Annotated in this window: 19 protein-coding genes; 5 read left to right on the top strand and 14 right to left on the bottom strand. The window is 52.2% G+C overall.

Annotated elements, in window-relative coordinates:
* Window positions 1-135 precede the first annotated feature (135 nt).
* Window positions 136-744 carry a biotin transporter BioY gene (locus NSS64_RS30650; RefSeq protein ID WP_341142587.1) on the bottom strand — a complete coding sequence of 203 codons (609 nt, stop codon included), beginning with the start codon at window positions 742-744 and terminating at the stop codon, window positions 136-138.
* Between the two features lie 224 nt (window positions 745-968).
* On the opposite strand from NSS64_RS30650, the gene NSS64_RS30645 reads away from it, so the two are divergent.
* Together NSS64_RS30645 and NSS64_RS30640 are read left to right on the top strand one after the other, a co-directional pair.
* Window positions 969-1781: an ATP-binding cassette domain-containing protein gene (locus tag NSS64_RS30645; protein ID WP_341142586.1), complete on the top strand. Its 813-nt coding sequence runs from the start codon at window positions 969-971 to the stop codon at window positions 1779-1781.
* A complete protein-coding gene (locus tag NSS64_RS30640) occupies window positions 1778-3568 on the top strand; it encodes an ATP-binding cassette domain-containing protein (protein ID WP_341142585.1) in 1791 nt (596 codons plus the stop codon). The genes NSS64_RS30645 and NSS64_RS30640 overlap by 4 nt, the downstream gene beginning before the upstream one ends.
* A gap of 574 nt (window positions 3569-4142) precedes the next feature.
* Here the strand turns inward: NSS64_RS30640 and NSS64_RS30635 are convergent.
* The 9 genes from NSS64_RS30635 to NSS64_RS30595 form a co-directional block, all read right to left on the bottom strand.
* On the bottom strand, window positions 4143-5207 hold the full coding sequence (locus tag NSS64_RS30635) for a hypothetical protein (protein ID WP_340946382.1): 1065 nt from the start codon (window positions 5205-5207) through the stop codon (window positions 4143-4145).
* Window positions 5208-5368: 161 nt separating this feature from the next.
* Window positions 5369-8023 (bottom strand): bifunctional lysylphosphatidylglycerol flippase/synthetase MprF, encoded by a 2655-nt coding sequence (mprF, locus tag NSS64_RS30630; protein WP_341142922.1) that lies wholly within the window; start codon window positions 8021-8023, stop codon window positions 5369-5371.
* Window positions 8024-8360: 337 nt separating this feature from the next.
* A complete protein-coding gene (locus NSS64_RS30625; protein ID WP_341142584.1) occupies window positions 8361-8720 on the bottom strand; it encodes a FlxA-like family protein in 360 nt (119 codons plus the stop codon).
* 85 nt (window positions 8721-8805) lie between these two features.
* Complete coding sequence (locus NSS64_RS30620; RefSeq protein WP_341142583.1) at window positions 8806-9672, bottom strand: DMT family transporter; 867 nt, start codon at window positions 9670-9672, stop codon at window positions 8806-8808.
* Entirely contained in the window at window positions 9669-10898 is a 1230-nt protein-coding gene (locus NSS64_RS30615) for a multidrug effflux MFS transporter (protein WP_445667821.1), read from the bottom strand. Before NSS64_RS30615 ends, NSS64_RS30620 begins: the two co-directional genes overlap by 4 nt.
* 292 nt (window positions 10899-11190) lie before the next feature.
* Window positions 11191-11808 carry an alpha/beta hydrolase gene (locus NSS64_RS30610; RefSeq protein WP_341142582.1) on the bottom strand — a complete coding sequence of 206 codons (618 nt, stop codon included), beginning with the start codon at window positions 11806-11808 and terminating at the stop codon, window positions 11191-11193.
* Window positions 11805-12755 carry a ring-cleaving dioxygenase gene (locus tag NSS64_RS30605; RefSeq protein WP_341142581.1) on the bottom strand — a complete coding sequence of 317 codons (951 nt, stop codon included), beginning with the start codon at window positions 12753-12755 and terminating at the stop codon, window positions 11805-11807. The genes NSS64_RS30610 and NSS64_RS30605 overlap by 4 nt, the downstream gene beginning before the upstream one ends.
* Before the next feature lie 41 nt (window positions 12756-12796).
* Entirely contained in the window at window positions 12797-13198 is a 402-nt protein-coding gene (locus NSS64_RS30600) for a DoxX family protein (RefSeq protein WP_036728167.1), read from the bottom strand.
* 148 nt (window positions 13199-13346) lie between these two features.
* A complete protein-coding gene (locus NSS64_RS30595) occupies window positions 13347-13814 on the bottom strand; it encodes a MarR family winged helix-turn-helix transcriptional regulator (protein ID WP_339252072.1) in 468 nt (155 codons plus the stop codon).
* 346 nt (window positions 13815-14160) lie between these two features.
* Here NSS64_RS30595 and NSS64_RS30590 point away from each other — a divergent pair, with 346 nt between their 5' ends.
* Genes NSS64_RS30590 through NSS64_RS30580 form a run of 3 tightly spaced genes read left to right on the top strand, consistent with a single transcriptional unit; the run spans window position 14161 to window position 16579 of the window.
* A complete protein-coding gene (locus NSS64_RS30590; protein ID WP_341142580.1) occupies window positions 14161-14862 on the top strand; it encodes a futalosine hydrolase in 702 nt (233 codons plus the stop codon).
* Window positions 14862-15713, top strand: coding sequence for a 1,4-dihydroxy-6-naphthoate synthase (locus tag NSS64_RS30585; protein ID WP_341142579.1), 852 nt, complete (start codon window positions 14862-14864; stop codon window positions 15711-15713). The genes NSS64_RS30590 and NSS64_RS30585 overlap by 1 nt, the downstream gene beginning before the upstream one ends.
* Window positions 15714-15754: 41 nt before the next feature.
* Complete coding sequence (locus tag NSS64_RS30580) at window positions 15755-16579, top strand: class I SAM-dependent methyltransferase (RefSeq protein ID WP_341142578.1); 825 nt, start codon at window positions 15755-15757, stop codon at window positions 16577-16579.
* Between the two features lie 410 nt (window positions 16580-16989).
* Here the strand turns inward: NSS64_RS30580 and NSS64_RS30575 are convergent, their stop codons facing one another.
* The 4 genes from NSS64_RS30575 to NSS64_RS30560 are packed head-to-tail and all read right to left on the bottom strand — an operon-like array spanning window position 16990 to window position 21450.
* Window positions 16990-17223, bottom strand: a complete 234-nt coding sequence (locus NSS64_RS30575; RefSeq protein ID WP_341142577.1) for a hypothetical protein — start codon at window positions 17221-17223, stop codon at window positions 16990-16992.
* Window positions 17224-17241: 18 nt separating this feature from the next.
* Entirely contained in the window at window positions 17242-18303 is a 1062-nt protein-coding gene (locus NSS64_RS30570) for a TIGR04066 family peptide maturation system protein (RefSeq protein WP_341142576.1), read from the bottom strand.
* Entirely contained in the window at window positions 18300-19712 is a 1413-nt protein-coding gene (locus NSS64_RS30565; protein WP_341142575.1) for a radical SAM/SPASM domain-containing protein, read from the bottom strand. The genes NSS64_RS30570 and NSS64_RS30565 overlap by 4 nt, the downstream gene beginning before the upstream one ends.
* Window positions 19687-21450 (bottom strand): ABC transporter ATP-binding protein, encoded by a 1764-nt coding sequence (locus tag NSS64_RS30560; protein ID WP_341142574.1) that lies wholly within the window; start codon window positions 21448-21450, stop codon window positions 19687-19689. The genes NSS64_RS30565 and NSS64_RS30560 overlap by 26 nt, the downstream gene beginning before the upstream one ends.
* Between the last annotated feature and the right edge of the window lie 57 nt (window positions 21451-21507).

Genomic DNA, 21507 nt, shown 5'->3' with positions numbered 1-21507 from the left:
ACGCCCACAGAATTCCTATTGTGAATAACGCGAAATAGGCGAATCCACGCCGCAGGGGCTATGAATTCGCCTATTTATGCTGAGCAAGACATAGCTTGCAGTTAGCACTTGCATTTATTGGTTAGCAGCTTGCGGTTAACGAGTTGTGGTTGTGTTGTCCCCTTCAGCCCAGACGCCTGTGTCACTGTTCAGGATACGTTCGATCGGATAAACCTTCCATACCGCCGTTACTACAGCCGAACACAAGACTGCTTTGAGCAGGTCGCCCGGAAGAAACGGCCACATGCCTGCCGTCAATGCCTTGCTGAGTGAATCCATACCTGTGGAATAGGCCAGCCACCCCACACCGCCCGGATAAACTAACAGTGCCCCGAAGATAAAGTTAGCGGCCAGCAGCTTCACGAAGGTGTATTGGTCCTGCTTAATACGTTCGGCGAAAAAGCCGATCAGCCAGGCCACGAACGGCCAGGAGAAGATATATCCTGCGGTAGGGCCAACCAGGACCGCCAATCCTCCGCTTCCGCCCATCACCTGGAATCCGGCAGCGGCGAGTCCGATCACGATCAGCACAGCAAGCGCCCCGTAACGGGCCCCAAGGATCGAACCAGCCAGCATTACCGCGAGGGTCTGCATGGTAATGGGTACCGTGGAGAAGGGCAGCGAGATTTTCAAATAACTCAGAGCTATCATGACGGCGGCGAATAAGGCACTGAATATCAGGCCGCGGGTGGTCCATTTCTTCATGGCCGGGAGGTTCCCCCTTTTCTAAAAATATAAGAATTTATATGTTTCACGCTACAAATTATCTTTCTATTTCTCGCCGAAACGGTACCGTCCTTTAAAAGGACGGTAAAGCCGTTTTCACTTGGGATCACTATAACATCACCCTCCAGATACATCAATCCTGAAATCTTTGTTATAATGGGTAGCAATTGTTGACTAGAGCTGGACGGAAAGCAGGCATGAGGATGATCAGGGCGCATAATATAAGCTTGTCCGTGCGGGAGGGGCCGCATCCCCGTACGGTACTGCAAGGGATTAACATTCATATAGAGCCTGGGGAATGGGTAGCGCTGACAGGGGCCAACGGCTGCGGCAAAACCTCGCTAATCCGCTCCTTCAACGGACTGAACACCCCCTCCGGCGGCAGTCTGTCCGTGGCCGGACTGGACCTGCGCCTGCCGGAGAACCGGACAATAGTAAAGCAGCGGGTGCAGCTCGTATTTCAGAATCCCGAAGCACAGACGGTTGGCTCCACCCCCTTCGAGGATATCGCCTTCGGGCTGGAGAACCGGGGACTGGAACGGGGGCGGATGATTGCACGAATCCATGAGATTCTACAGCAGGTAGGACTAAGCCATAAAGCGGAGGCAGAGGTATCTACACTATCCGGCGGAGAGCGCCAACGTCTGGCGGTAGGCTGCTGCCTGGCACTGGAAGCCGAAATGATTATTTTCGATGAGGCTACCTCGATGCTGGACCCTGAGGGAAGATCGGATATTCTGGAGCTGGCCCAGGGGCTATGGCAGGCAGGGACTACCATCCTCTGGGTCACGCAGCGGATGGAGGAGCTGGCCGCAAGCCCGCGCATCGCGGTGCTGGGCAAAGGGCAATTGCTCTATGACGGCAGCCCGCGCAGCCTGTTCTATACCTCGGAGCTGCCGGAGACCCTCGGCTGGCTTCCTTCTCCGGCCGTCCGGGTCGGGAAGCTGCTGCAGAAGCAGGGCTGGCCGCTTCACCTGCTGCCGCTGACCGGACAGGATCTGGAGGAGCTGCTATGAGAATTCATACCGAGCATCTCTCCTTCTGCTATGAAGGCGGCAGGCCAGCGGTTCAGGATATCTCTCTGGATATTCCTACAGGTATACTCACTGTCCTCTGCGGAGTGAACGGGAGCGGTAAGTCTACGCTGCTCCGTCTGCTCGCGGGCCTTGCACAGCCCTCCTCCGGGCAGATACTTTACGATCACGGGAAGAAGACGGACTACAAGACTGCCGAAGCTGCATCCATGGTATTCCAGCAGCCGGAGACTCAGCTGTTCGCGGGTACGGTACATAAGGATATCGAATACGGCCTGATGGAGCGAGGGGTGTCCAAGGAGAAGCGGACGGAGATCATCGCGGGCGCTCTGGCGAAGACCGGGCTGGCTTACGATGAATTCGCCGGGCGCTCTCCCTTTCTGCTTAGCGGGGGTGAGAAGCGGCGCGTATGTATTGCGGGTGCTCTGGCCGTACAGCCCGGGCTTCTGATTCTGGATGAGCCGACCGCAGGGCTGGACCCCCAGGCAGCGCAGGCACTGCTCGAAATGGTACAGCAGCTGCGCAGTAGCGGCCTGACCCTGATCATCGGCACCCATGATCTGGACAGCTTCCTGCCGGTTGCCGACAAGGTCATCGTGATGAAGCACGGTGCTATCCATTATGACGGTCCTGCTCCGGCATTGACTGCTGATCCCAGCCTGCTGGCAGACGCCGGACTCACTCCCCCCGTCTATGCTTCTATGGGACGCAGAGCGGTGCAGCATGGCCTGCTGGAAGCAGTCCCGGACAATCTGGAGGAGCTGCTGATAGGGCTGGAAAAGCACCCGCTGCCTATGCCGCAGACAGACAGTTTGCCGGCAGGCACTGGCGCCTCTGCCCGCAGCAGCACCATGCCACCCGGCAACCAGAGCGGCCGCACCCGCGAACACCGCACGCAATACAGTGCAGAAGATAAACGGCACCGGGGGAATCCTCCTCAACCTGCCGGAGCGCAGACGGACCAGTCAATAATCAGGCCTGGCAATCCAAGACAAGAACAGAACACCCCGCGCAGGCCCGGCTGGCAAGGACTCGATCCCCGGGCCAAATGGCTGGGGATGATTCTCGGCTCGCTGGTCCTGCTAGGGATGAACACTCTGCTCCCGCTGCTGCTTACTGCCGGCCTGCTGGCCGGGCTCGCGGCTTCGGCCCGCATCTCCTGGCGCCGGGCCTTCCGCTTCTTCCGCCCGTTCCTGCTGATGTTCCTGTTCCTCTGGCTCCTGTCCGGGCTTAGCTGGAGCTCTCCCGACTTCGCACTCGGGCCGCTCAGCTTCAGCTATGCAGGACTCGTGCGCGGGGGAATTAACGCGCTGCGCTTCCTGCTGTTAATTGCCCTGGGCTTCCTGTTCACCGAGACGACCACCGGTGCTCCATTGCGCGAGGGTCTGGAATGGGGCATCGCTCCGCTGCGGGCCCTGGGCATCCGCACCCGTAACTGGTCGCTTGCCGTATCCGTGACCCTGCAGTTCGTGCCGTGGATTCTCGGCAAGCTGGCCCAGCTGCAGCTTGCGCTGGGCTCACGCGGAAGGCGCGCCCGCGGGGTGGCCCGCTGGTCCCCGAGGCAGATCGCCCTAATCATCGTGCCTCTGCTGATTCTTGTCCTGGGTATGGGCGACGAGCTGGCGACAGCCGTAGAATCGCGGGGGTACGATCCAGCCAAGCAGCGGACCCCCGTCTATCAGCTCCGCTGGAGCAGGCGTGACACGCTGGCAGCGCTAGGTATCCTGACGGTCGCAGCTACGCTGTGGTGGGTAGCGCGTATCAGCTGAGCGGGTACGGGACGATTCAGTGAACAAAATCACCATAGCGGATGGATAGTGTAAGAACTTATACGGCTGCGCAGCTAGTACAGTTCTCCCCACCTTACCTATCCGCATCCGCCCACTTGTGGGGCATCCGGCGAAATCAGGGGCACTATTGCCCCTGATTTTTGCTCACTTGGCCTTAATCCGGTCCGCTCTCCCTCGCGGCAGCACATTGTATGCTGTTTTTCGGCATACATTCGGCCTGTGCGCCTGCGCGGCAGCACATTGTATGCTGTTTTTGACATACATTTGACTCGCGCACCCTCTAGCTGCCCATTGTATGCTGTTTTCGGCATACATTCGGCCTGTGCGCCTGCGCGGCAGCACATTGTATGCTGTTTTTGACATACATTTGACTCGCGTACCCTCTAGCTGCCCAATGTATGCTGTTTTTCGCATACAATCTTGGCACACCATTTACTCATTCAGCATGCGTCCGAGCCCCCCCAACCATTCGAACACTCCTAATTAAAAGCAAGCCGCCACCTCCAGCTTCGGAGAGGGCGGCACCTTTTTTTTGCAGCTACAGCAGCTTTATTTACTTCAATGTACTCGCAATGACCGAGATATCACCTGAGGAATAATCCAGGAAATACGCTGTTTTCGACTTCACATTAGCGTATAGGAATTTGGTGGTGCCATTCTTCGGCCATTCCTGATTCTTCAGCAGCTCCGCGCCCCCCTGAGAGAATAAGGACCATGAGTTCACCTGCAGATCCCCCACAAAAACCTGACCATTATTAGCCTCCGTAACCCAACCGGAAACGTCGCCTTCCTCTTTGAAGACTTGTTTTACAGAAGCTGTTTCTTTGCCAGTAGCTTTGCTGATTAACCGAAAGACCTTCTGAGTCTCATCAGCTGAAGGACGACTGACATTCCCCGGCACGGGCTGATAGGTGTACGAAGTGAAGGCAGTATAGAAGTTCCCGCTGGATTGAATGGAAAAGTCCGTATTGAAGTCCTTGATTACTGTCTCATTTCTTGAATGCAGATCAACCAGCCTCAACAGATAGTCCGTGCTCATAATGCCCTGTGCCTGATACTTAACCGCCAAATACGGGTATCCCTGAAAATCCCAATCCATTACGGATACATTCTCATATCCCTTATCAACGAACTTGGCATTGTAAGTAACATTCGGCTTCACCCAGGGATACTGATAGAGGCTGAAGGTATTCCCCGCTTGGACCATGACCCGTTCATTGGTTTTACCGGTTGGAGCTACCCATTTCACTTTATCCCCTGCCGTTTTAAGCGGAATATCCCTTTTACTGAGGAGACTTCCATTAGAAGAGAATACAGATTTCGATATTTTAGTACCCTTGCCTTGTTTAAGCAGCACAATTTTCGGGGGACTGCTCATCACCTGTAAGTCCAGGATACGGCTGGAGTCCTCTGATATCGTAATCGCAGTGTTTGTATGTAAATCAACGATATCTGCTTTATTATTCACATGATCCACAAGTGCCACTGCATTTCCGCTAATCCATATCACATCGGTCTGCTCATTAAGCGGCTGCTCTTTGGGACTGGCGTTCGCCGGACCGGCGGAAATCAGCAGGCCCATAGTCAACGCGGAAATAACCAATACCTTCTTGAACATAGAATAATCCTCCTGTTACGCGATTTTTGAATCCTTGTTTATGACGCTTGTATATATAAAAAGTTGCAAAAAATCAAATATTTTCCGCAACTCCTTATCGCCGTATCCGGCCTTCCGTCTACTACAAGGCTTATTCGCCAATCGCCAAAAGGCTATTCATCTCAATTCTCCTCCTCCGGATGCCTGGAGACCAGCCTCACCAGATCCAGAGTCAAGAGAGGGAGAGTCACCGCAGCGGGATAAGCCAGATAACGCGGCTCCCACGCCGGGTTGAACTTCTCCTTATACCGGCGCAGACCGGAGAAGCCGTACCAGTGGCCTCCGCGTTCAAAAACCAGCCGGGCAAGCTTCTCCTCCCGCAGCGCTCCAAAGCGGCCCCCGACATTGGACAGCGGCGCAGACCCGAGATTGAAGCTTCTGTAACCGCGCGCTTTCGCCCATTCCAGCAGACACAGGAACAGGTAATCCATAGTCCCGTTCGGGGTATCCTTGTGATGGCGCATCAGATCCACCGAGACTGTCTTCTGCCCGTCGTAACCAGGAGCTATGGAGGCAAAAGCCAGCAAATGGCCGTCTGCTCCACGCAGCAGCGCCAGCGGTGCGAGCTGGAGGTACGGCTCGCTGAACCAGCCCAGCGAGTAGCCTTTCTCCCTGCGCCCGGCCAGCCATTCCTCTGACAACAGGAGAAGCTCCTGCAGCAGCTCCTTCGAATGCCGGGCCTCTGTGATCTCGAAATGGTAGCCCTCGCGCTCGAACCGCCCCTTCACACTCCGCAGGCTGGCGTTCCGCGATCCGCTAATGCTGAAGTCCGCCAGCGGGACCAGCGCTTCTTCCCCCAGCTTGAAGAACCGGTAGCCCTGCTCATGATAGAGCGGAAGATGCGCCGGGGCCGCCTGATAGAAGACTACAGATAGTCCATACAAATCAGCAGCCTGCCTGAACTCACTGATTCCGTTATTAAGCAGATTCATCGGCCCCAGCGGATCACCCAGTACCACCAGCTTGTCCCGGACTCTGGCGAAGGCGAACAGCACCTTGCCTTCCTGGGCCCAATAGAAGCTTTTGTCACCAAGAAACAGCATATGGCTTAAGGCATTGCCCCAGCCCTCCGAGAGGAAGCGCTCCAGCCGTGCCATATCCTTATCCGCGAGAAGCGTATCTGCCTTGTGCTGCGGCCTGAGGGCTACAAGCATCGTCAGCAGCAGCCAGGAGCAAATCAGTCCGCCGGCCGCCGTAACGGCCACATTACTGTGCTGCCGCAGCCATTCCGGCTGAATGCCGGGCGGGAGATGCTTTAGGAAGCCGTGATGGGTATAACTCGCCAGCCCGTAATAGCTGAGGGCTACAGCCGAGGTCAGGAGCAGCCACCATAAGGTGCTTTTGGCGCTCAGCGGGACACTGATCCGGTAGAACCGGCTTCGGGAGATCCACAGAATCAGTGCCACCACCAGCAGGAACAAGGCCTCCTCGTAATCGAACCCCTTCGTAAATGCAAAGACCGCCCCGCCCAAAAGCAGCAGGCCTGTCCAGACATAAGCCCTGCGGACGCGCAGGGAGATCCCACGCGACAGCAGAATCAGCATAAAGCCGATCAGCACGGACAGATGGTGCGAGATCTGCATCACGGGCAGCGACAGCAGTTCCTCTGTCACCTTCAGCCGGTAGAGCAGCTCAGGCGTAGCTGCGGACAGCAGCAGAAGCAGACCGCTGGCCAAGACCAGCTTGCCGAGTGCCCATACACCCAGATCGCTGAGGAAGGTATATTGACCGGGCCAGCCCCATATTCTCTGCCATATCGTCAGAGGTGCTTCCACTCTGTCGCCGCTGCGTTCAGCGCCCTTCGTACCCGGCAGCCCGAACTCCAGCGCAGCCAGCACCAGACCGATCAGCCAGGGGATAATGTAATAGAATAATCTGTAGATGACCAGGACTGCCATGGCATGGTCGCTCTTGATGCCCAGTTGGGTAAGTCCGAGCAGCGCAATCAGATCGAACGCGCCGATGCCCCCGGGAGCCATACTTAGAATTCCGGCTATCGCAGCCACTACATAGATACTGAAGACGGTGAGAAATGGGGCGCTCCCGAGCAGCTCACCGGCAATGAACCAGAAGGTCAGTCCGGCGAACACCCACTCCAGGAAGGACGCACCCACAGAAGCAACTACGGTAAGCCAGGCGGTTCTCCCCTCACCCCGGTTAACCCATTTGGCGAAGAGCGCAGAGCGCTGGAGAAGTACAAAGAACGGCAGATACAGTGCTATCCCCCAGACTGCAAAACCCAGCCAGCGATGCGCCTCCAGCAGCCGGTCTGCCGGCAGAAGTCCGGTTATCGTCCCCCACCCGAGCAGCGACAGCCCCGTAATCATCAGCGGTGACAGGAACACAATGGCCGGCGCGAGCAAGGACGCAGGCACACTGCTCCGCTTATAGAGCAGCGTTCTAAGGCCCGCGCCAGCCAGACCGGCGAATCCGATCATATTATTGAACGTATTGGCAATCCAGGCATAACGGAAGGTCCGCAGCCAGCCGATCTGCAGGCGGAAATGCCGCCGGATCAAGTAATCATAAGTACTCATAACCGCCACCGACAGCAGCGATATCCCCAGCATCTGCACAATAGAGGGCACAGGAACGGATTTCAGATCACGGATGATTTTGCCTAAGTGAATCTGCTTCAGCTCATGCTGCCCCTCCAGATAGACCAGTCCGATAATCAGCAGCGGAAAAAGCGCCCGCACCGCCTTAATCCGGTAGATGGATATCAGCAGCCGTACGATTTTGAAGCGTTCCAATTTATTTTTGATTACAGTATGCATGACTTCACCTGTCCTCACTGCCGAACGCTCTTGTTGCCTGAACATATTCAGCCCTCTTCATACGAACCCATTATAACAAGATCTACGGCACAACTCCCGTATAATGGTCACACGCTCACAAGAGTTAGACGGCAGGCGGAGGCTATTCCCTGCACAGGGGCTGTATTTGTTCCAGTAATGGTGAGAAGCGTATACATCCATATTTGCATAAAAGCACCCGGACTGCGATTAGTCCGGGTGCTTTTATCATCGTGCCAAGGGTTGTCATCCCCTAACGGAGAGCCTGTCATCACGGCAATAGCGGCTCTCTTCAGAGGCATGCAATTCTCGCTCAAGACTATACTCGAATGTCAAATCTCCCTGCGCTGTCGGTGGTTGCGTTAGCAATCTCCTGAACAGATGCTGCAGTCAGCTTAGTGTTCCCGGCAGGCTTGTCCGGGGGCGCAGCATCGCTGCGGGCAGAAGCGGAGCTGCCCGAACTCTGTGACTTCTGGGCAATTTGTGCTTCGATCTGCTTGATCTGCTGTTCTAGCTGCTTGGTTTTGGTTTCTTTGGCTTGCTCGCTGTCCTTGCTTGCGCTTACTTTCTCAAGCTCAGCTTCCAGCTTCGCCTTCTGCTTCTCAAGTGCAGCGGTATCGCTGGCGCTGGAGGATGTATAAGATACAGATGATGAAGCGGCAACGGATGAGACATTCATGGGTGTCCCTCCTTTCACCTCTTCAATATATCCCTTTTCTCTACAATGAACGTTAAAATGCGCTGAAAGTTTGCTGAATATCCCCTCAACCCTTCCTGGCCCTCCGGTTCACCAGCATAACGCTCAGCAGGATGATGACCAGCCCGGCAATGGTGTTGACATAGATCTGCTCCTGCAGGAAGATTACGCCCCACAAAAGGCCAAATACAGGCACGAGGAAGGTAACACTAACGGTCTTGACCGGGCCGATATTGGCAATCAGGCGGAAATACAGCAGATACGCCACTGAGGTGCAGATCAGCGAGAGGCCAAGGACAGAATATACAGCGGCGGAGGAAGGCAGATGATCCGGGGCAAAAATCACCGCCAGCGGCAGCAGCACCACACTTGCGCCCAGCTGTTGTCCCGCAGCAAGCGCCAGCGGAGTGAGACCGGAGCCTACGCGTGATGCATATAATCCTCCGAACGCATAGCAGAGCGCGGCTCCAAGAGAGTAACCTACGGATAAAAGAACCGTACCGGTCAGCGGGAGCGGACTCCAGCCGACCAGCACACCCACACCTACCAGGCCTATGATCAGCCCGGCTGATTTGGCCGCCCCCGGCTTCTCCTTCCGGGTCCCCCACGCCGCCAGTGCCGCGAACATCGGGGTTGTAGCATTCAGAATCGCCGCCAGTGAGGCGCTCAGATGCAGCTCAGCCATACAGATCAGCGTGAACGGAAGCGCCGCGTTAACCGCACCGAGCAGCAGGAAAGATCTCCAGTGCTTCAGGAGGCCCAGCCTGCGCCGGGTCAGCAACGCATAGAGCAGCAGAGCAGCTCCGGCAATCGTAACGCGCAGCTCTGTCGTGAAGACCGGACCTAGCTCCGGCGAGGCAATCCGCATGAACAGGAAGGAAGCCCCCCAGGCAAAAGCAAGCAGCAGCAGGGTAGCAAAGTCCTTGCGGCTCACAGCTTAACCTCTCTTCTGCACAGCAGCAGATAGGACAGAACCGACAGGAGGCCCGCTCCCGCGATGACCAGCGCCATCGGCAGGGCCGAGCCGCTGCCGCCAAGTCCGACCAGCGGAGCCGCACAGCTCCCCAGCAGCAAGGGAAGCAGACCCAGAAGCGCAGAGGCGCTGCCGGCCGTCTCCCCCTGATCCTGCATCGCCAGCGAGAAGCTGGTCGTACCCACAAGACCTACACTTGCAACCACAGCGAACAGACAGATTAGGATCGGCAGCAGCCCGCCATCGGCAAGGAGGGTAATCAGCAGCAGAATACCTCCGGAGGTACTGAGCAGAAGGCCGCAGATCAGCAGCTTACGCTCACCCACTCTGGCCGACATCCGCCCGGCAATCTGCCCGGTCAGAATAATGCCGAAGCCATTCACGGCGAAGATCAGGCTATACATTTGCGGGGATACCCCGTAAATCGTCTGCAGAACAAAGGAGGACCCCGAGATATAAGCGAACATACCTGCCATAACAAAGCCCTGGGAGAGCGCGTAGCCCATGAATCCGGCATTGCCGAGCAGGATGCGGAAGGTACGCAGGGTCCCTCTGAGCCCGCTGCGGATACGCCGTTCCTTGGGCAGGGTCTCCGGCAGCCGCAGGAGAATGACCGCCGCGAAGAGCAGCCCGCATACGAATAAGACTACAAATACGCCCTTCCAGTCCGTCACTCTCAACAGCTGCCCCCCGATAACCGGCGCTGCAATCGGGCCCAGTCCGTTGACAATCATCAGCAGCGAGAAGAACCTGGTTAATTCCGAGCCGCTGTACATATCGCGGACCGCCGCACGGGAGATCACCACCCCTACCGATCCGGCCAGGCCCTGGACGAAGCGCAGCACAATCAGCAGTCCGATGGACGGGCTGAACGCACAGAGCAGCGAGGATACCGCATAGATGATCATTCCGAACAACAGCGGAATCCGGCGCCCGTGCACATCACTGAGCGGTCCGGCCACAAGCTGGCCCGAAGCCAGCCCCAGCAGGAAGAAGGTCAGGGTAAGCTGAATCATGGCGGGACTGGTATCGAAATAGAGGCCAAGAGCCGGCAGGGCAGGCAGATACATATCAATTGACAGGGGACCAATGGTAGCGATGGCTCCCAGAATCACGGCAAGCTGCAGCCGCTGGCTTCTGGACGGACCGCCCTCAGCCAGGCTTGTCACCGAATTTTGCTTCATCATGAACAGGATACATCCTTTCTTGCCCGTAACCTTTAGTAAGACGGCAGAGCCATTTATGTTCAGGTCCGTGTATATATTTCTCCATACTACCGATTACCGCCGGAATGTTCAATGAATTTCTGGTTCGGCGGGAAAGCGCGGTTCGGCAGGAACGGCCTGCATGGAAATCCTGCAGAAAATGCAGAAAATGCAACATTACCATCTCCAGAACCACAAAAAACCGCCTGCCGTAGCCGCCAATCCCCTCGGTGATCGGCAGGCCCGCAGGCGGTTATTTCGGGTGGTGCTGTTGTTACTTCACTGAATCGGTATGCTCAGCCAGCCAATCTCTTGCCGCCTCCGCCTCGGCGGCGCTCAGGCGGTGCCCCTGATTGCCCCAGTGCGAGGTAACCTCAGCTCCGGCGCCGCTTAACAGTGCTTCCAGCTCCCGGGTCTCCTCGGAGCGGATAATCGGATCATTGGTCCCTGCCCCGATAAAGACCGGAACCCCCTGCAGCGAAGGAATCGCCAGGCCGCGCAGCGGAACCATCGGGTGCAGCAGCACCGCCGCCCGGAAGAGGGCTCCGTAATGGAAGAGCAGGCTGCCCGCGATGTTCGCACCGTTGGAATAGCCGACAGCTACCAGATTACCGGCATTGAAGCCATACTTTGCAGCCGCCTCCTCCAGGAACTGCTTCACCTCATGGGTGCGGAAGATCAGATCCTCCTCATCGAAAATCCCCTCTGCCAGCCTACGGAAGTAACGCGGCATGCCATTCTCCAGTACGTTGCCGCGGATACCCAGGACAGATGCTCCAGGTGCCAGCAGCTCGGCCAGCGGCAGCAGATCACGTTCATTGCCGCCTGTGCCATGGAATAAAACCAGTGTGGGCTGCGTTACGTCTGTACCTTGCTCAAATACATGAATCATACCTGCTTCACCTCCAGTTCGCGGATTTCAAATGGGCTTAGATTCGCTTCAATCGCCGTACGCTGCGGCTCAAACCATGCCGGAAGCATCAGCTTCTGTCCCAGCGCCTCAGGTGCTTCATCACGGGCGAAGCCCGGAGGATCGGTTGCAATCTCGAACAGAATTCCGCCTTCTTCCCGGAAGTAGATGGCATTGAAGTACTGGCGGTCCTGCACCGGAGTCGGCTGGTAGCCGTGACTCTGAACCCGGCGGCCCCAATCCAGCTGCTCACTGTCATCTGCGGCCCGCCAAGCAATATGGTGAACCGTACCTGTACCGCCGCCGCCCTGCGGAACCGGAGCAGCCTTCAGATCAATAATATTACCGATATTGCCGGAAGCTCTGTACCGGATGTAGCCGTCCCCTTCAGCGATACGCTCCATTCCCAGGGTGCGGGAGAGGGTATCCGCTGTCCGGTCCGGGGCCGTGCTGTAGAGGACAGCGCCTCCGAAGCCTTTGACCGCATGCTCTACCGGAACGCCGCCGAACGACCAGGTGCTCAGCGCCCCCTCTTCCCGCTCCACCAGCTCAATCCGCAGTCCGTCATAATCTGCGAAAGAGAGATACGACTCGCCAATCCGGGTAACCTTAGTCACAGGAATCTGATAAGCGGCCAGCCGCTGCTCCCAGAATCCGAAAGAGCCAGCCGGTACAGCATAAGTGGTCACACCGACCTGTCCTCCGCCGATTCTGCCTTTGCGGCCATGAGCCCAAGGGAAGAAGGTGATAATCGTACCCGGCGCACCCTGCTCATTGCCGAAGTAGAGGTGGTAGACCTCGGGGGCGTCGAAATTGATGGTTTTTTTGACGAGCCGCAGGCCTAGAATTCCGGCATAGAAATCAGCATTACGCTGAGCGTCTCCCACAAAAGCGGTAACATGGTGAATCCCTGCAGTATGCATAGTCATAAATGAAACCTCCTGATAGTTGTGATGATGATGCGTTTATTTTAATTGAAGAATATTGCGTCCAGTGAAATCGAACCCGCGCCTGTCAGCGCTATACCTACAGCGACTACCAGCACCGTTAATGGAAATTCAATCCCGTTCGCCGTGGACCAAAATCCGTTAGGAGCATGAACCTTCACAATGGCACCGAGCATCGTTGCCGCAATCAGTACCGCAGCCACCGGAGTCAGCAGACCCAGAGTGAACAATAGGCCTCCGACCAGCTCCATCAGACCTGCCAGCACCGCCATGCGCACGCCCGGCTTGATACCAATCGACTCCATCCAGCCGCCTGTTCCCTTAGGCCCATATCCGCCGAACCAGCCGAACAGCTTCTGTGCGCCATGCCCAATGAACGCTACACCGATCACCAATCTCATCAACAATAAACCTACACTAACCATTTTAAACACTCTCCATTCTCTTGGTTTTAATTATCTTAACGTTAAGATATTAGCTAAAAAAAATTTACTGATCTATTATTCTCTTCATTAGTTCAGCTTGATAACAAGCAGACAACCTTACCGCCGCTGGGCTGCTAAGGACTCCCTTCTATACGCCCTTGCCCAGCTTCTTCAGCAGCAGCGTAGCCTGAGCCTTCTCTTCGCTGTCCAGTCCGCCCATCAGGCTGTGAATAGAATCGACATGCTGCGGGAAAATATCATCAAACAGCTCCCGTCCCGCCTCCGTAATCTCGGCATACGTAACACGGCGGTCATCCTCGCAAGGTACGCGCTTCAGCAGTCCCCGCTTCTCCAGCTTGTCGATATTGTATGTGATGCTGCCGCTGGTGACCAGAATCTTCTCGCCAATCTGCTGAAGTGGAATCCGATTTCTATGATACAGCACCTCAAGCACCATGAACTCCGCCGATGCCAGCCCGTGACTCTTCATATCCTTCACCGCCTGATCCATCAGGCTCTTGTACGCCTTCGACAGAACGACGAACAATTTCAGCGATGCTGCCTGATCCTGCATAGTGTCTGCTTCTGTTCCTGCTGTCTTATTCTTGCTGCTCATATCCTGCACCTCCTGTCCGGCTGCGTTTATCTTTAAGGTAATTATCTTTAAGTTAAGATAAATATACGTTATGGAGGGCAGTCTGTCAAGCGCGGGAGGTAAATTAATTTTCATTTCAATTTTCTCGCCCTGACCTCGTCAACAAACACTTCACCTCTAACTCCTGCGGCAAATCCTCCCCCAACCCGCGCAACAATCAGCTCCTCCAACTCCCGCAACAAGCAAGTGGACAAAATCCTTCTATCGCCCGCTCCGCATATTTGACCTGTTCTTCAAAACGGCGTAGACTTTCAAAAGGTGAGTATGAACTGAGGAACGAAACTATTTCTATAGAAGGAGGCTGATTATGGAACCGAAGGATCATTATCATTCCGGGGCCGATGCGCGCCTCGAAGCAGCGGAAAAGAAGCCGCGCGTGCTGATCGTAACGGCAGTCGCGGCTGAGTGCGAAGCGGTCCTGCGCGGCCTGTCCGGCAGCCGCAGGTTCGACGTCATCGCGGCGGGCGCCGGCACCGCAGCGGCAGCGGCGGGAACCGCCGCCGCCCTGGCAGCCGGCTCGTACGGCTGCGTCGTCAGCGCCGGGATCGGCGGCGGCTTCCCGGGACGCGCACCCGTAGGCTCGCTGGTCGTCGCCAGCGAGATGCGGGACGCGGCCCTCGGCGCAGAGACGCCGGAGGGCTTCCGCAGCGCTGCCGAGCTTGGCTTCGGCAGCGTGTCCGTGCCTGCACCGGGCGCTGCGGTGCAGGCCCTTGCGGCCGCGCTGGCAGCGGCCGGCCTCACGGTAAGCACGGGCCCCGTGCTTACCGTGTCGACCGCGACCGGCACCGCCGGGACGGCCGCGGCTCTGGCCGCCCGCCATCCGCAGGCGGCGGCGGAGGCGATGGAAGGCCACGGGGTCGCCGTGGCCGCCCAGGCGCTGGGGATCGCGGCGCTGGAGGTGCGCGCGATCTCGAACCCGGTCGGCCCGCGCGACCGGGCCGCGTGGAAGATCAATGAAGCGCTGGACGCCCTGGCAGCGGCGTCGGCTATTTTACGGGAGGTGCTGTAATGACACAAGAGCTTCATATTGCTTATTCCCCTTGTCCGAACGATACCTTTGTCTTTCATGCCTGGGCGCATGGCCTGATTCCCGGCGCACCCAAGCTGGATGTAATGTTTGCCGATATCGATATTACGAACGGGCTTGCTGCAGACGGTGCCGGACCTGAGGTGCTCAAAATCTCCTACGCTGCCCTTCCCTGGGTGCTGGACAGGTACAAGCTGCTCCCTTGCGGCGGTGCGCTGGGACGGGGCTGCGGCCCGCTTGTACTAACCCGCAAAGGCGCAGGCGCGATCAAGCATCCGCGCGAGCTGTCCGGCCGCAGAATTGCCGTCCCGAGCGAACGCTCTACGGCATACCTGCTGTTCCGTCTTTGGGTAGCACAGCAGGTGCAGGGCGGTCCGGCTGAGATCGTCGTTATGCCTTTTGATGAGATCATGCCTGCCGTACAGAAGGGAGAGATTGATGCCGGACTCGTCATTCACGAAGCCCGCTTCACTTACCCGTCCTACAATCTCAACCTGCTTACTGACCTCGGGAGCTGGTGGGAGAGCGATACCGGCTTGCCGATCCCGCTTGGTGCGATTATTGCCCGCCGCGATCTGGACCATGAGGCCATTACCGGCTGGATTCGCAATTCACTCCAGTATGCCTGGGACCATCCTCTCGACTGCCAGGAATACGTGCTAAGCCACGCCCAGGAGCTCTCGCCGGAAGTCGCCAAGTCGCATATTGATCTCTACGTCAACGAATTCACGATGAGCCTTGGCGAGGACGGCTATGCGGCCATCTCTGCACTGCTTAACCGGGCTGCTGCCGAAGGGCTTGTACCTGCTGTTGATCCTTCGCTTCTACGATAGCTAAGCAAGGAAATAATCCATCCCGCGAGGAGGCCATTCCTATGATTCCTTCAGGCAACAGCAAGGCTAACATTGACCGATTCTTGGGATACCAGGACGAATATGACCGTTACCGGCCCGAAGCGCCTCCGCTGGTAATTGAACTGCTGAGTAATTACCTGGGCCGCCGTCCTGCCCATGTTGCAGATATAGGCTGCGGTACCGGCCTATCCACCTTCCTGTGGAAGGACGCCGCTGAAGCGGTAACCGGAGTAGAGCCTAATCTAGATATGCTCAGCAAGGCTCAGGATAAGCTGCGTCTTCTCGGCAGCGGAGCGAATAACGTGTGTTTTGTGCAGGGCTACTCTAACCAGCTTCCTTTTGACACGGGGAGTGTGGACATCATCACCTGCTCGCAGTCGTTCCACTGGATGGACCCGGACAGCACCCTTCAGGAGATCTCGCGTTGCCTGCGGCCCGGCGGAGTATTCGCCGCCTATGATTGTGACTGGCCTCTGGTGCTGCAGCCCGCTATTGAAGCCCGGTATAACCGGCTGATTGCAGCTTCAGATGACTTGCTTACAGAGCTTCAGCCGGACACCGATCAGGCCAGCAAATGGGACAAGGAAGGTCATCTGGGCCGGATCAAAGCCAGCGGACGGTTTACGTATGCGCGAGAGATTGTTTTTCACAACACAGAATCATGCGATGCACAGCGCTATATCGGCTTGGCCCTCAGCCAGGGCGGCATCCAGTCCCTCCTGAAGCTTAGCCCGGCCTCACTTGTGCAGGATATTGCCGAATTCTCGGCAGAGGTACAGGCATTCTTCCAGGGCCGGACCTTGCAGGTGCCGATTAGCTACCGGATGCGGATCGGAATTAAGTAATAAATCGCTCCTCATTCTGCCCCATAAATTAAAAGTCCCGCAACGAGTGAGCTTACTGCTCTCCTCTTGCGGGACTTTTTTCCATTATCTTGGCTACTGTCATAAAAGACGTATTCAAAACAGAAGTGCGATGATTTCCGATATGAGCTATGTTATTACACGAAAATGAACATATAAGTACTTGTCCGTTTTATTTGATTAGTTAAGGTTAGACAACTGGTCGCTAGCTCTTTTTGCAGTAAATATTAAGCACCAGCAGAGACAAACATTAAGACTGGAAACAGTAGGTGTAAGCTGTTGTTCACTATTTTTATTAAGCACTGGCATTAAAATTCCTTCTTTCATGATTTAGTAGCACTTTGCTTTGAATACATCTTTTGAAACAGTAGCCAACAACTAATAATGGAGAATCATTTCAAATAGACTGGCAACAATTTTATTAAGTTATGAATGGTTAACTCCTTAATCTCCTTGATCGTAGAATCATTGATTTTTAGATTTAAATTATTTTCAAGGTCAATCAAAATATAAATGATATTACGGACTGAAGTTATACCCAGCAGATTTGTCTCATCATTAAAATCCTTGTTAATATACAGAGAAACAGTATTTCTAACCGCTCTGTATATCTCATCTGTACTCATGGAGTATTAGCCCCCCTCCTAAATTGACGCGACGTTAGTTTGAAGCTCAAACATAATCTTCTCGAAAATTCTGTCTCGGCTATTGTTATCTAAGGTATTGAAGAAGTTGTAGTGCTCTTGAGGTTTTATAATTTCTTCTGTTAAATACGAGAGGTCAACGGAAAAATAATTTAAAAGCCCTGTCTCAAAACTATATTCGCAGACTTTTTGAGAGATATGAAAGTAGTTTGCTTTTGCACCATAGCGGTACAAGCATGTGTTTTGAATCTCATTAAGATGTGTCTCTTCATAATTTCCACAATATAAACTCAGGATTGTTATATCCGGTTTAACTGCGTTACTAATCAGATATGGAAGATAGCCATATCCATTAGGAATAGACTCGCTATATTTAAATATTCCTCCAGGCACAGCCAGAATCATTACATCTGGATGTTCAATTGATTCAATGCATTTAACATATGCGTTAACAGTTCCAACTTGCTCTGAAAAAGTTAACTCCGGACTGTCTAGCGTGGAAGGAAGCGTATGGTATCCCAGTAACTGAGTAAGTGGATTGCTTGAAATAAGACTTGCTCTATAGCCTTTTTGGTGAAAAAAATCACATAGATCTAGTTGCGTATTCAATTTCCCACAATTCTCTCCCATTCCTAAAATCATGATTACAGGGACATCCACATTTAATATGGTCTTATTGTTCAATTTAACAGTTCTTTCTGGTCCGAGGCTTATCCACGAATCCATAGAGTGATTGCTTAAAAGCGCCATTAACTCAGGAACATATATAATTGTCTTATCATTTTGTTCCGCAATAGTAATTATGCGGCTATAAAGAGATTTATCTACCTGGACCAAGGGACGGCACAGCAGTAACACGTCTATAGAATGGATCAAATTTTCAGAGTAAAATAGCTCCTCGTTGCAAAAACACTGCTGATGTGGATTGTCCACATTATCTGATGTTTCCCAACCCATTGGAAGAATTACATGTCTAAGTTCATAGTCCTGTATTTTATCCTTATGGTCCAATAATGGCATTATATCTTCAACAAAGGGGAAAATAGCCAATCTCTTTTTCACACCATCAGAGCCTCCTTATCAAACTGATATTTAAATTCTTTTAGCATCGCATAGTTCTTTAGTTTTTCTAGAGCCCCCGCCCTTACCTTTTCGCATTTGCTAAGCTTATAGCTTTTGGAGTAAAAATTGTCTTTACCATTATCTACTGAGGCTGGACATAGGGAACAGCAATGAAACGCCCAGCAATTTCGGCAATACTCCTCAGTCACGGCTCCAATGTTAATAATCTCTCGGACTTTATCTATATTAAAACCACTCTCAATATTCCCTATTTGCATAAAGGAAGAATTTTCATCTATCCGTTCACAAGGATAAAAGTTCCCATGAACATCAACAAAGAGCTTCTTTAAACCCGGTACGCAAGTTCCACTAGGATGAGCAACCTCGGGGGTTGCTTTTATCGGAGAGAAGAATTCCTTATAGCTGTAGATCGTTTCCAGATCATCCTTATGGTAAATCAATGGTTCATCTTCCAACCTTCCCAGTAGGGTAAGATAAGTTTTGAGAATTTCATAATTTCTTTCCTCAAAAAAATCTTCTCCATAAGTAAAGGTCTGATCGGTGTAATTCTGTGAAAGTGTATTAAAGCTAACTTTGGAGAGATCGCATATCTCTTGATTATTTCTGAAAAAGCTAAAAATTTCTTGATAGTTGCTGCCCGGGGAAATTACAGTATTAAACGTCATGTTATGATATATTCCCGGATACTTATCTTTAATTCGCTTCACGTTTTGATATAGATTTTCGAAAGAACCTCTTCCATTCGCATAACTTCGGTTGGTATCATGAACTTCTTTAGGCCCGTCCAAACTGACCATAATGGCGATATTATATTGTTGTACCTTCTGTATAAAATCCTCATCCAGTAGCGTTCCATTAGTAGTCATGCCAAAGGATATGTTTTTTCCGCTCATCCGCTTCACCGCATAATCCATAGCGCGGATAATCAATTCTTTTCCTATTAAGGGCTCTCCCCCGTAAAATGAAATGCTTAATTCACTTGCTTCAGCAGAACTCTGGAATAAAAACTCCAAACCTTTTTGCACGGTATCCCAACTCATATTTTTAGCTATATGTGTTCTGTTATCATAAATCCCTTTGTCCGAATATGGACAATACGAACAGCGAAGATTGCAATTCTGTGACATTTGAAAGGTGATTGAATTTACACAGCGTTCCAGCCTGTACTTAAGCAGTCTAGTTGCTGGATGCTCCACCTTCGTTACAGGGGACTCCAGTAAACAACCTTTTTTTTGAAAATCCTCTAGTACTGTCATATCCTCAATGCTTCCAGATTTGATTTGGCACAGAGCTTCATATTGGTGTTGCGATATTTTATAAATACTGTTTCTATTCATGTCGTAGACATAATAATAATCCGGTCTAGTTAGAAACGGTATAAATGGCACTTTGATGTTCCTCCCTTTGCGAGCTCGTTATCATTTTTTTGAAGCCATTGCTAGATGCGTACAGTTCTTCAAAGGTTCCTACTCCAATAACCTGTCCTCTTTCCAGATATATAATTTTATCTAGCTTCTTAAGCACTTCAGGTCTATGGGTAATTATAATAGTAAGCATGTAATGATTAGAGGTAAGAACTTCCTCATTAAAAATTTGTTCAGAATAATAATCATAACTGGATGTAGCCTCATCTAGAACTAGTATTTTCGATTGTTTTCGCGTTAATGTTCGAGCTAAAGAAACCTTTTGTTTTTGCCCCCCTGATAGTTTAGTCCCATTATAACCAACCCGGGTATTTAGCTTCTCAGGCAAATCTTGAATAAAAGAATATGCACCTGCCCTCACGCAGCCAGCATCAATTTCAACACTGGAAAGTGTCCCGGAAATATCAATATTGTTCATAATCGTATCATTAAAAAGGTAAGTATCCTGGGCCATTAAACTCCATAAAGCGCGATAAGATTCTATTGTATAGGATTTAATATCATTGCCGTTTAAACGAATCAAACCTTCAGTCGGCTCATAAAAACGAAGAAGCAGATTGATGATAGATGTCTTACCACTTCCGTTAAACCCAATAATTGCTACTCTCTCTCCTCTTTTAAGTGTAAAGTTAATCTGATCCAATATCTTGTCCTGGCCATACGCCAAGGAAACATTATCAAATACAATTTCCTCAATGTCCATTGAATCGGAGAATTCAGTTGCGTTAAAAGTATCTTCTTCTTTATCTGTATTAAGAAATTTCAAAAATCTTTCAAAAGCTGGCTTAATACTAGAAATTTGGGTAATAAGGTACGAAATAATGCTAATAGGTTCAAACACCAGCGAAGAGTACGAAATGAAAGAAACCAGACTTCCAAATGTTAGTTCTTCTCTTTGGATCAACCATGAGCCATATAAAAATAAAATACAGGTGAAGCCCGTTGATAAAAAGGAACCGACCGCATTGTCTATGTACCCATAAAACATTAATCGTGATTTTGCATGCTTACTATCCTCTAATATCCCTCTTAATTTGATAAGTCTCGAGTTTATAATTCCCCACATCTTTATCTCCACAATCCCACTAATTCCATCCCCGAGCCAAGCAGAAAACCTTGACTGAATCTGCATAATGATCCTATACACCGACTCTTGTTTTCTGAATAGAACACTACTGAATAGTACCTTGACGGGTATCGTTGCCAGCATTATGAGTGTTAGTCTCCAATCAATGAGGAACAATGCGGTCATACCTGCTATAATTTTAAACAAATTGACAAAGGAAGTTAAAAAATGCGTGTCCGTCAAAGAAGAGATGTTCGCAATATCCTGGAAAAGCTCAGACATTACCTCCGAGAAATTCCTGTCTCTAAAATACTTAATTCGCACTGACAGAACATGTTTGCAAGCCTGATAGTTCAGATCATAGGGAATTCTAACACTAAGATCTTTATAATAATGATATTGAATCAAGCCCAATAATTGTTGCATAGCAAAAACTAAGAATAACAACAGAACGTAGGAGGCTGTTTTTGATAAATCCGAGTTCATAATACCGAGGTCAATCAACTGTTTGGTCAACCATGGGTTTAGAAGACTACCGGCAGAAGTAATAATCATAACTATGCTTATAATAATTATATTTTTCTTATAAGGAGCAAATAAATCTTTGACATTCTTGATGATCTCGTTTTGTCGCATGAATTCTACAGCTCCCTGACATGGTTAACTTCACTGATGAAGGTCTGATACTAATTA

Source organism: Paenibacillus sp. FSL H8-0122 (assembly GCF_038005345.1).
GTDB lineage: Bacteria > Bacillota > Bacilli > Paenibacillales > Paenibacillaceae > Paenibacillus_AQ.
This window is presented reverse-complemented; position numbering and strand designations above follow the sequence as displayed.

Coding starts and splice junctions, on each gene's coding strand:
- NSS64_RS30650 (WP_341142587.1), bottom strand. CDS start 744: ATGAAGAAATGGACCACCCGCGGCCTGATATTCAGTGCCTTATTCGCC.
- NSS64_RS30645 (WP_341142586.1), top strand. CDS start 969: ATGATCAGGGCGCATAATATAAGCTTGTCCGTGCGGGAGGGGCCGCAT.
- NSS64_RS30640 (WP_341142585.1), top strand. CDS start 1,778: ATGAGAATTCATACCGAGCATCTCTCCTTCTGCTATGAAGGCGGCAGG.
- NSS64_RS30635 (WP_340946382.1), bottom strand. CDS start 5,207: ATGTTCAAGAAGGTATTGGTTATTTCCGCGTTGACTATGGGCCTGCTG.
- mprF (WP_341142922.1), bottom strand. CDS start 8,023: ATGCATACTGTAATCAAAAATAAATTGGAACGCTTCAAAATCGTACGG.
- NSS64_RS30625 (WP_341142584.1), bottom strand. CDS start 8,720: ATGAATGTCTCATCCGTTGCCGCTTCATCATCTGTATCTTATACATCC.
- NSS64_RS30615 (WP_445667821.1), bottom strand. CDS start 10,898: ATGATGAAGCAAAATTCGGTGACAAGCCTGGCTGAGGGCGGTCCGTCC.
- NSS64_RS30610 (WP_341142582.1), bottom strand. CDS start 11,808: ATGATTCATGTATTTGAGCAAGGTACAGACGTAACGCAGCCCACACTG.
- NSS64_RS30605 (WP_341142581.1), bottom strand. CDS start 12,755: ATGACTATGCATACTGCAGGGATTCACCATGTTACCGCTTTTGTGGGA.
- NSS64_RS30600 (WP_036728167.1), bottom strand. CDS start 13,198: ATGGTTAGTGTAGGTTTATTGTTGATGAGATTGGTGATCGGTGTAGCG.
- NSS64_RS30595 (WP_339252072.1), bottom strand. CDS start 13,814: ATGAGCAGCAAGAATAAGACAGCAGGAACAGAAGCAGACACTATGCAG.
- NSS64_RS30590 (WP_341142580.1), top strand. CDS start 14,161: ATGGAACCGAAGGATCATTATCATTCCGGGGCCGATGCGCGCCTCGAA.
- NSS64_RS30585 (WP_341142579.1), top strand. CDS start 14,862: ATGACACAAGAGCTTCATATTGCTTATTCCCCTTGTCCGAACGATACC.
- NSS64_RS30580 (WP_341142578.1), top strand. CDS start 15,755: ATGATTCCTTCAGGCAACAGCAAGGCTAACATTGACCGATTCTTGGGA.
- NSS64_RS30575 (WP_341142577.1), bottom strand. CDS start 17,223: ATGAGTACAGATGAGATATACAGAGCGGTTAGAAATACTGTTTCTCTG.
- NSS64_RS30560 (WP_341142574.1), bottom strand. CDS start 21,450: ATGCGACAAAACGAGATCATCAAGAATGTCAAAGATTTATTTGCTCCT.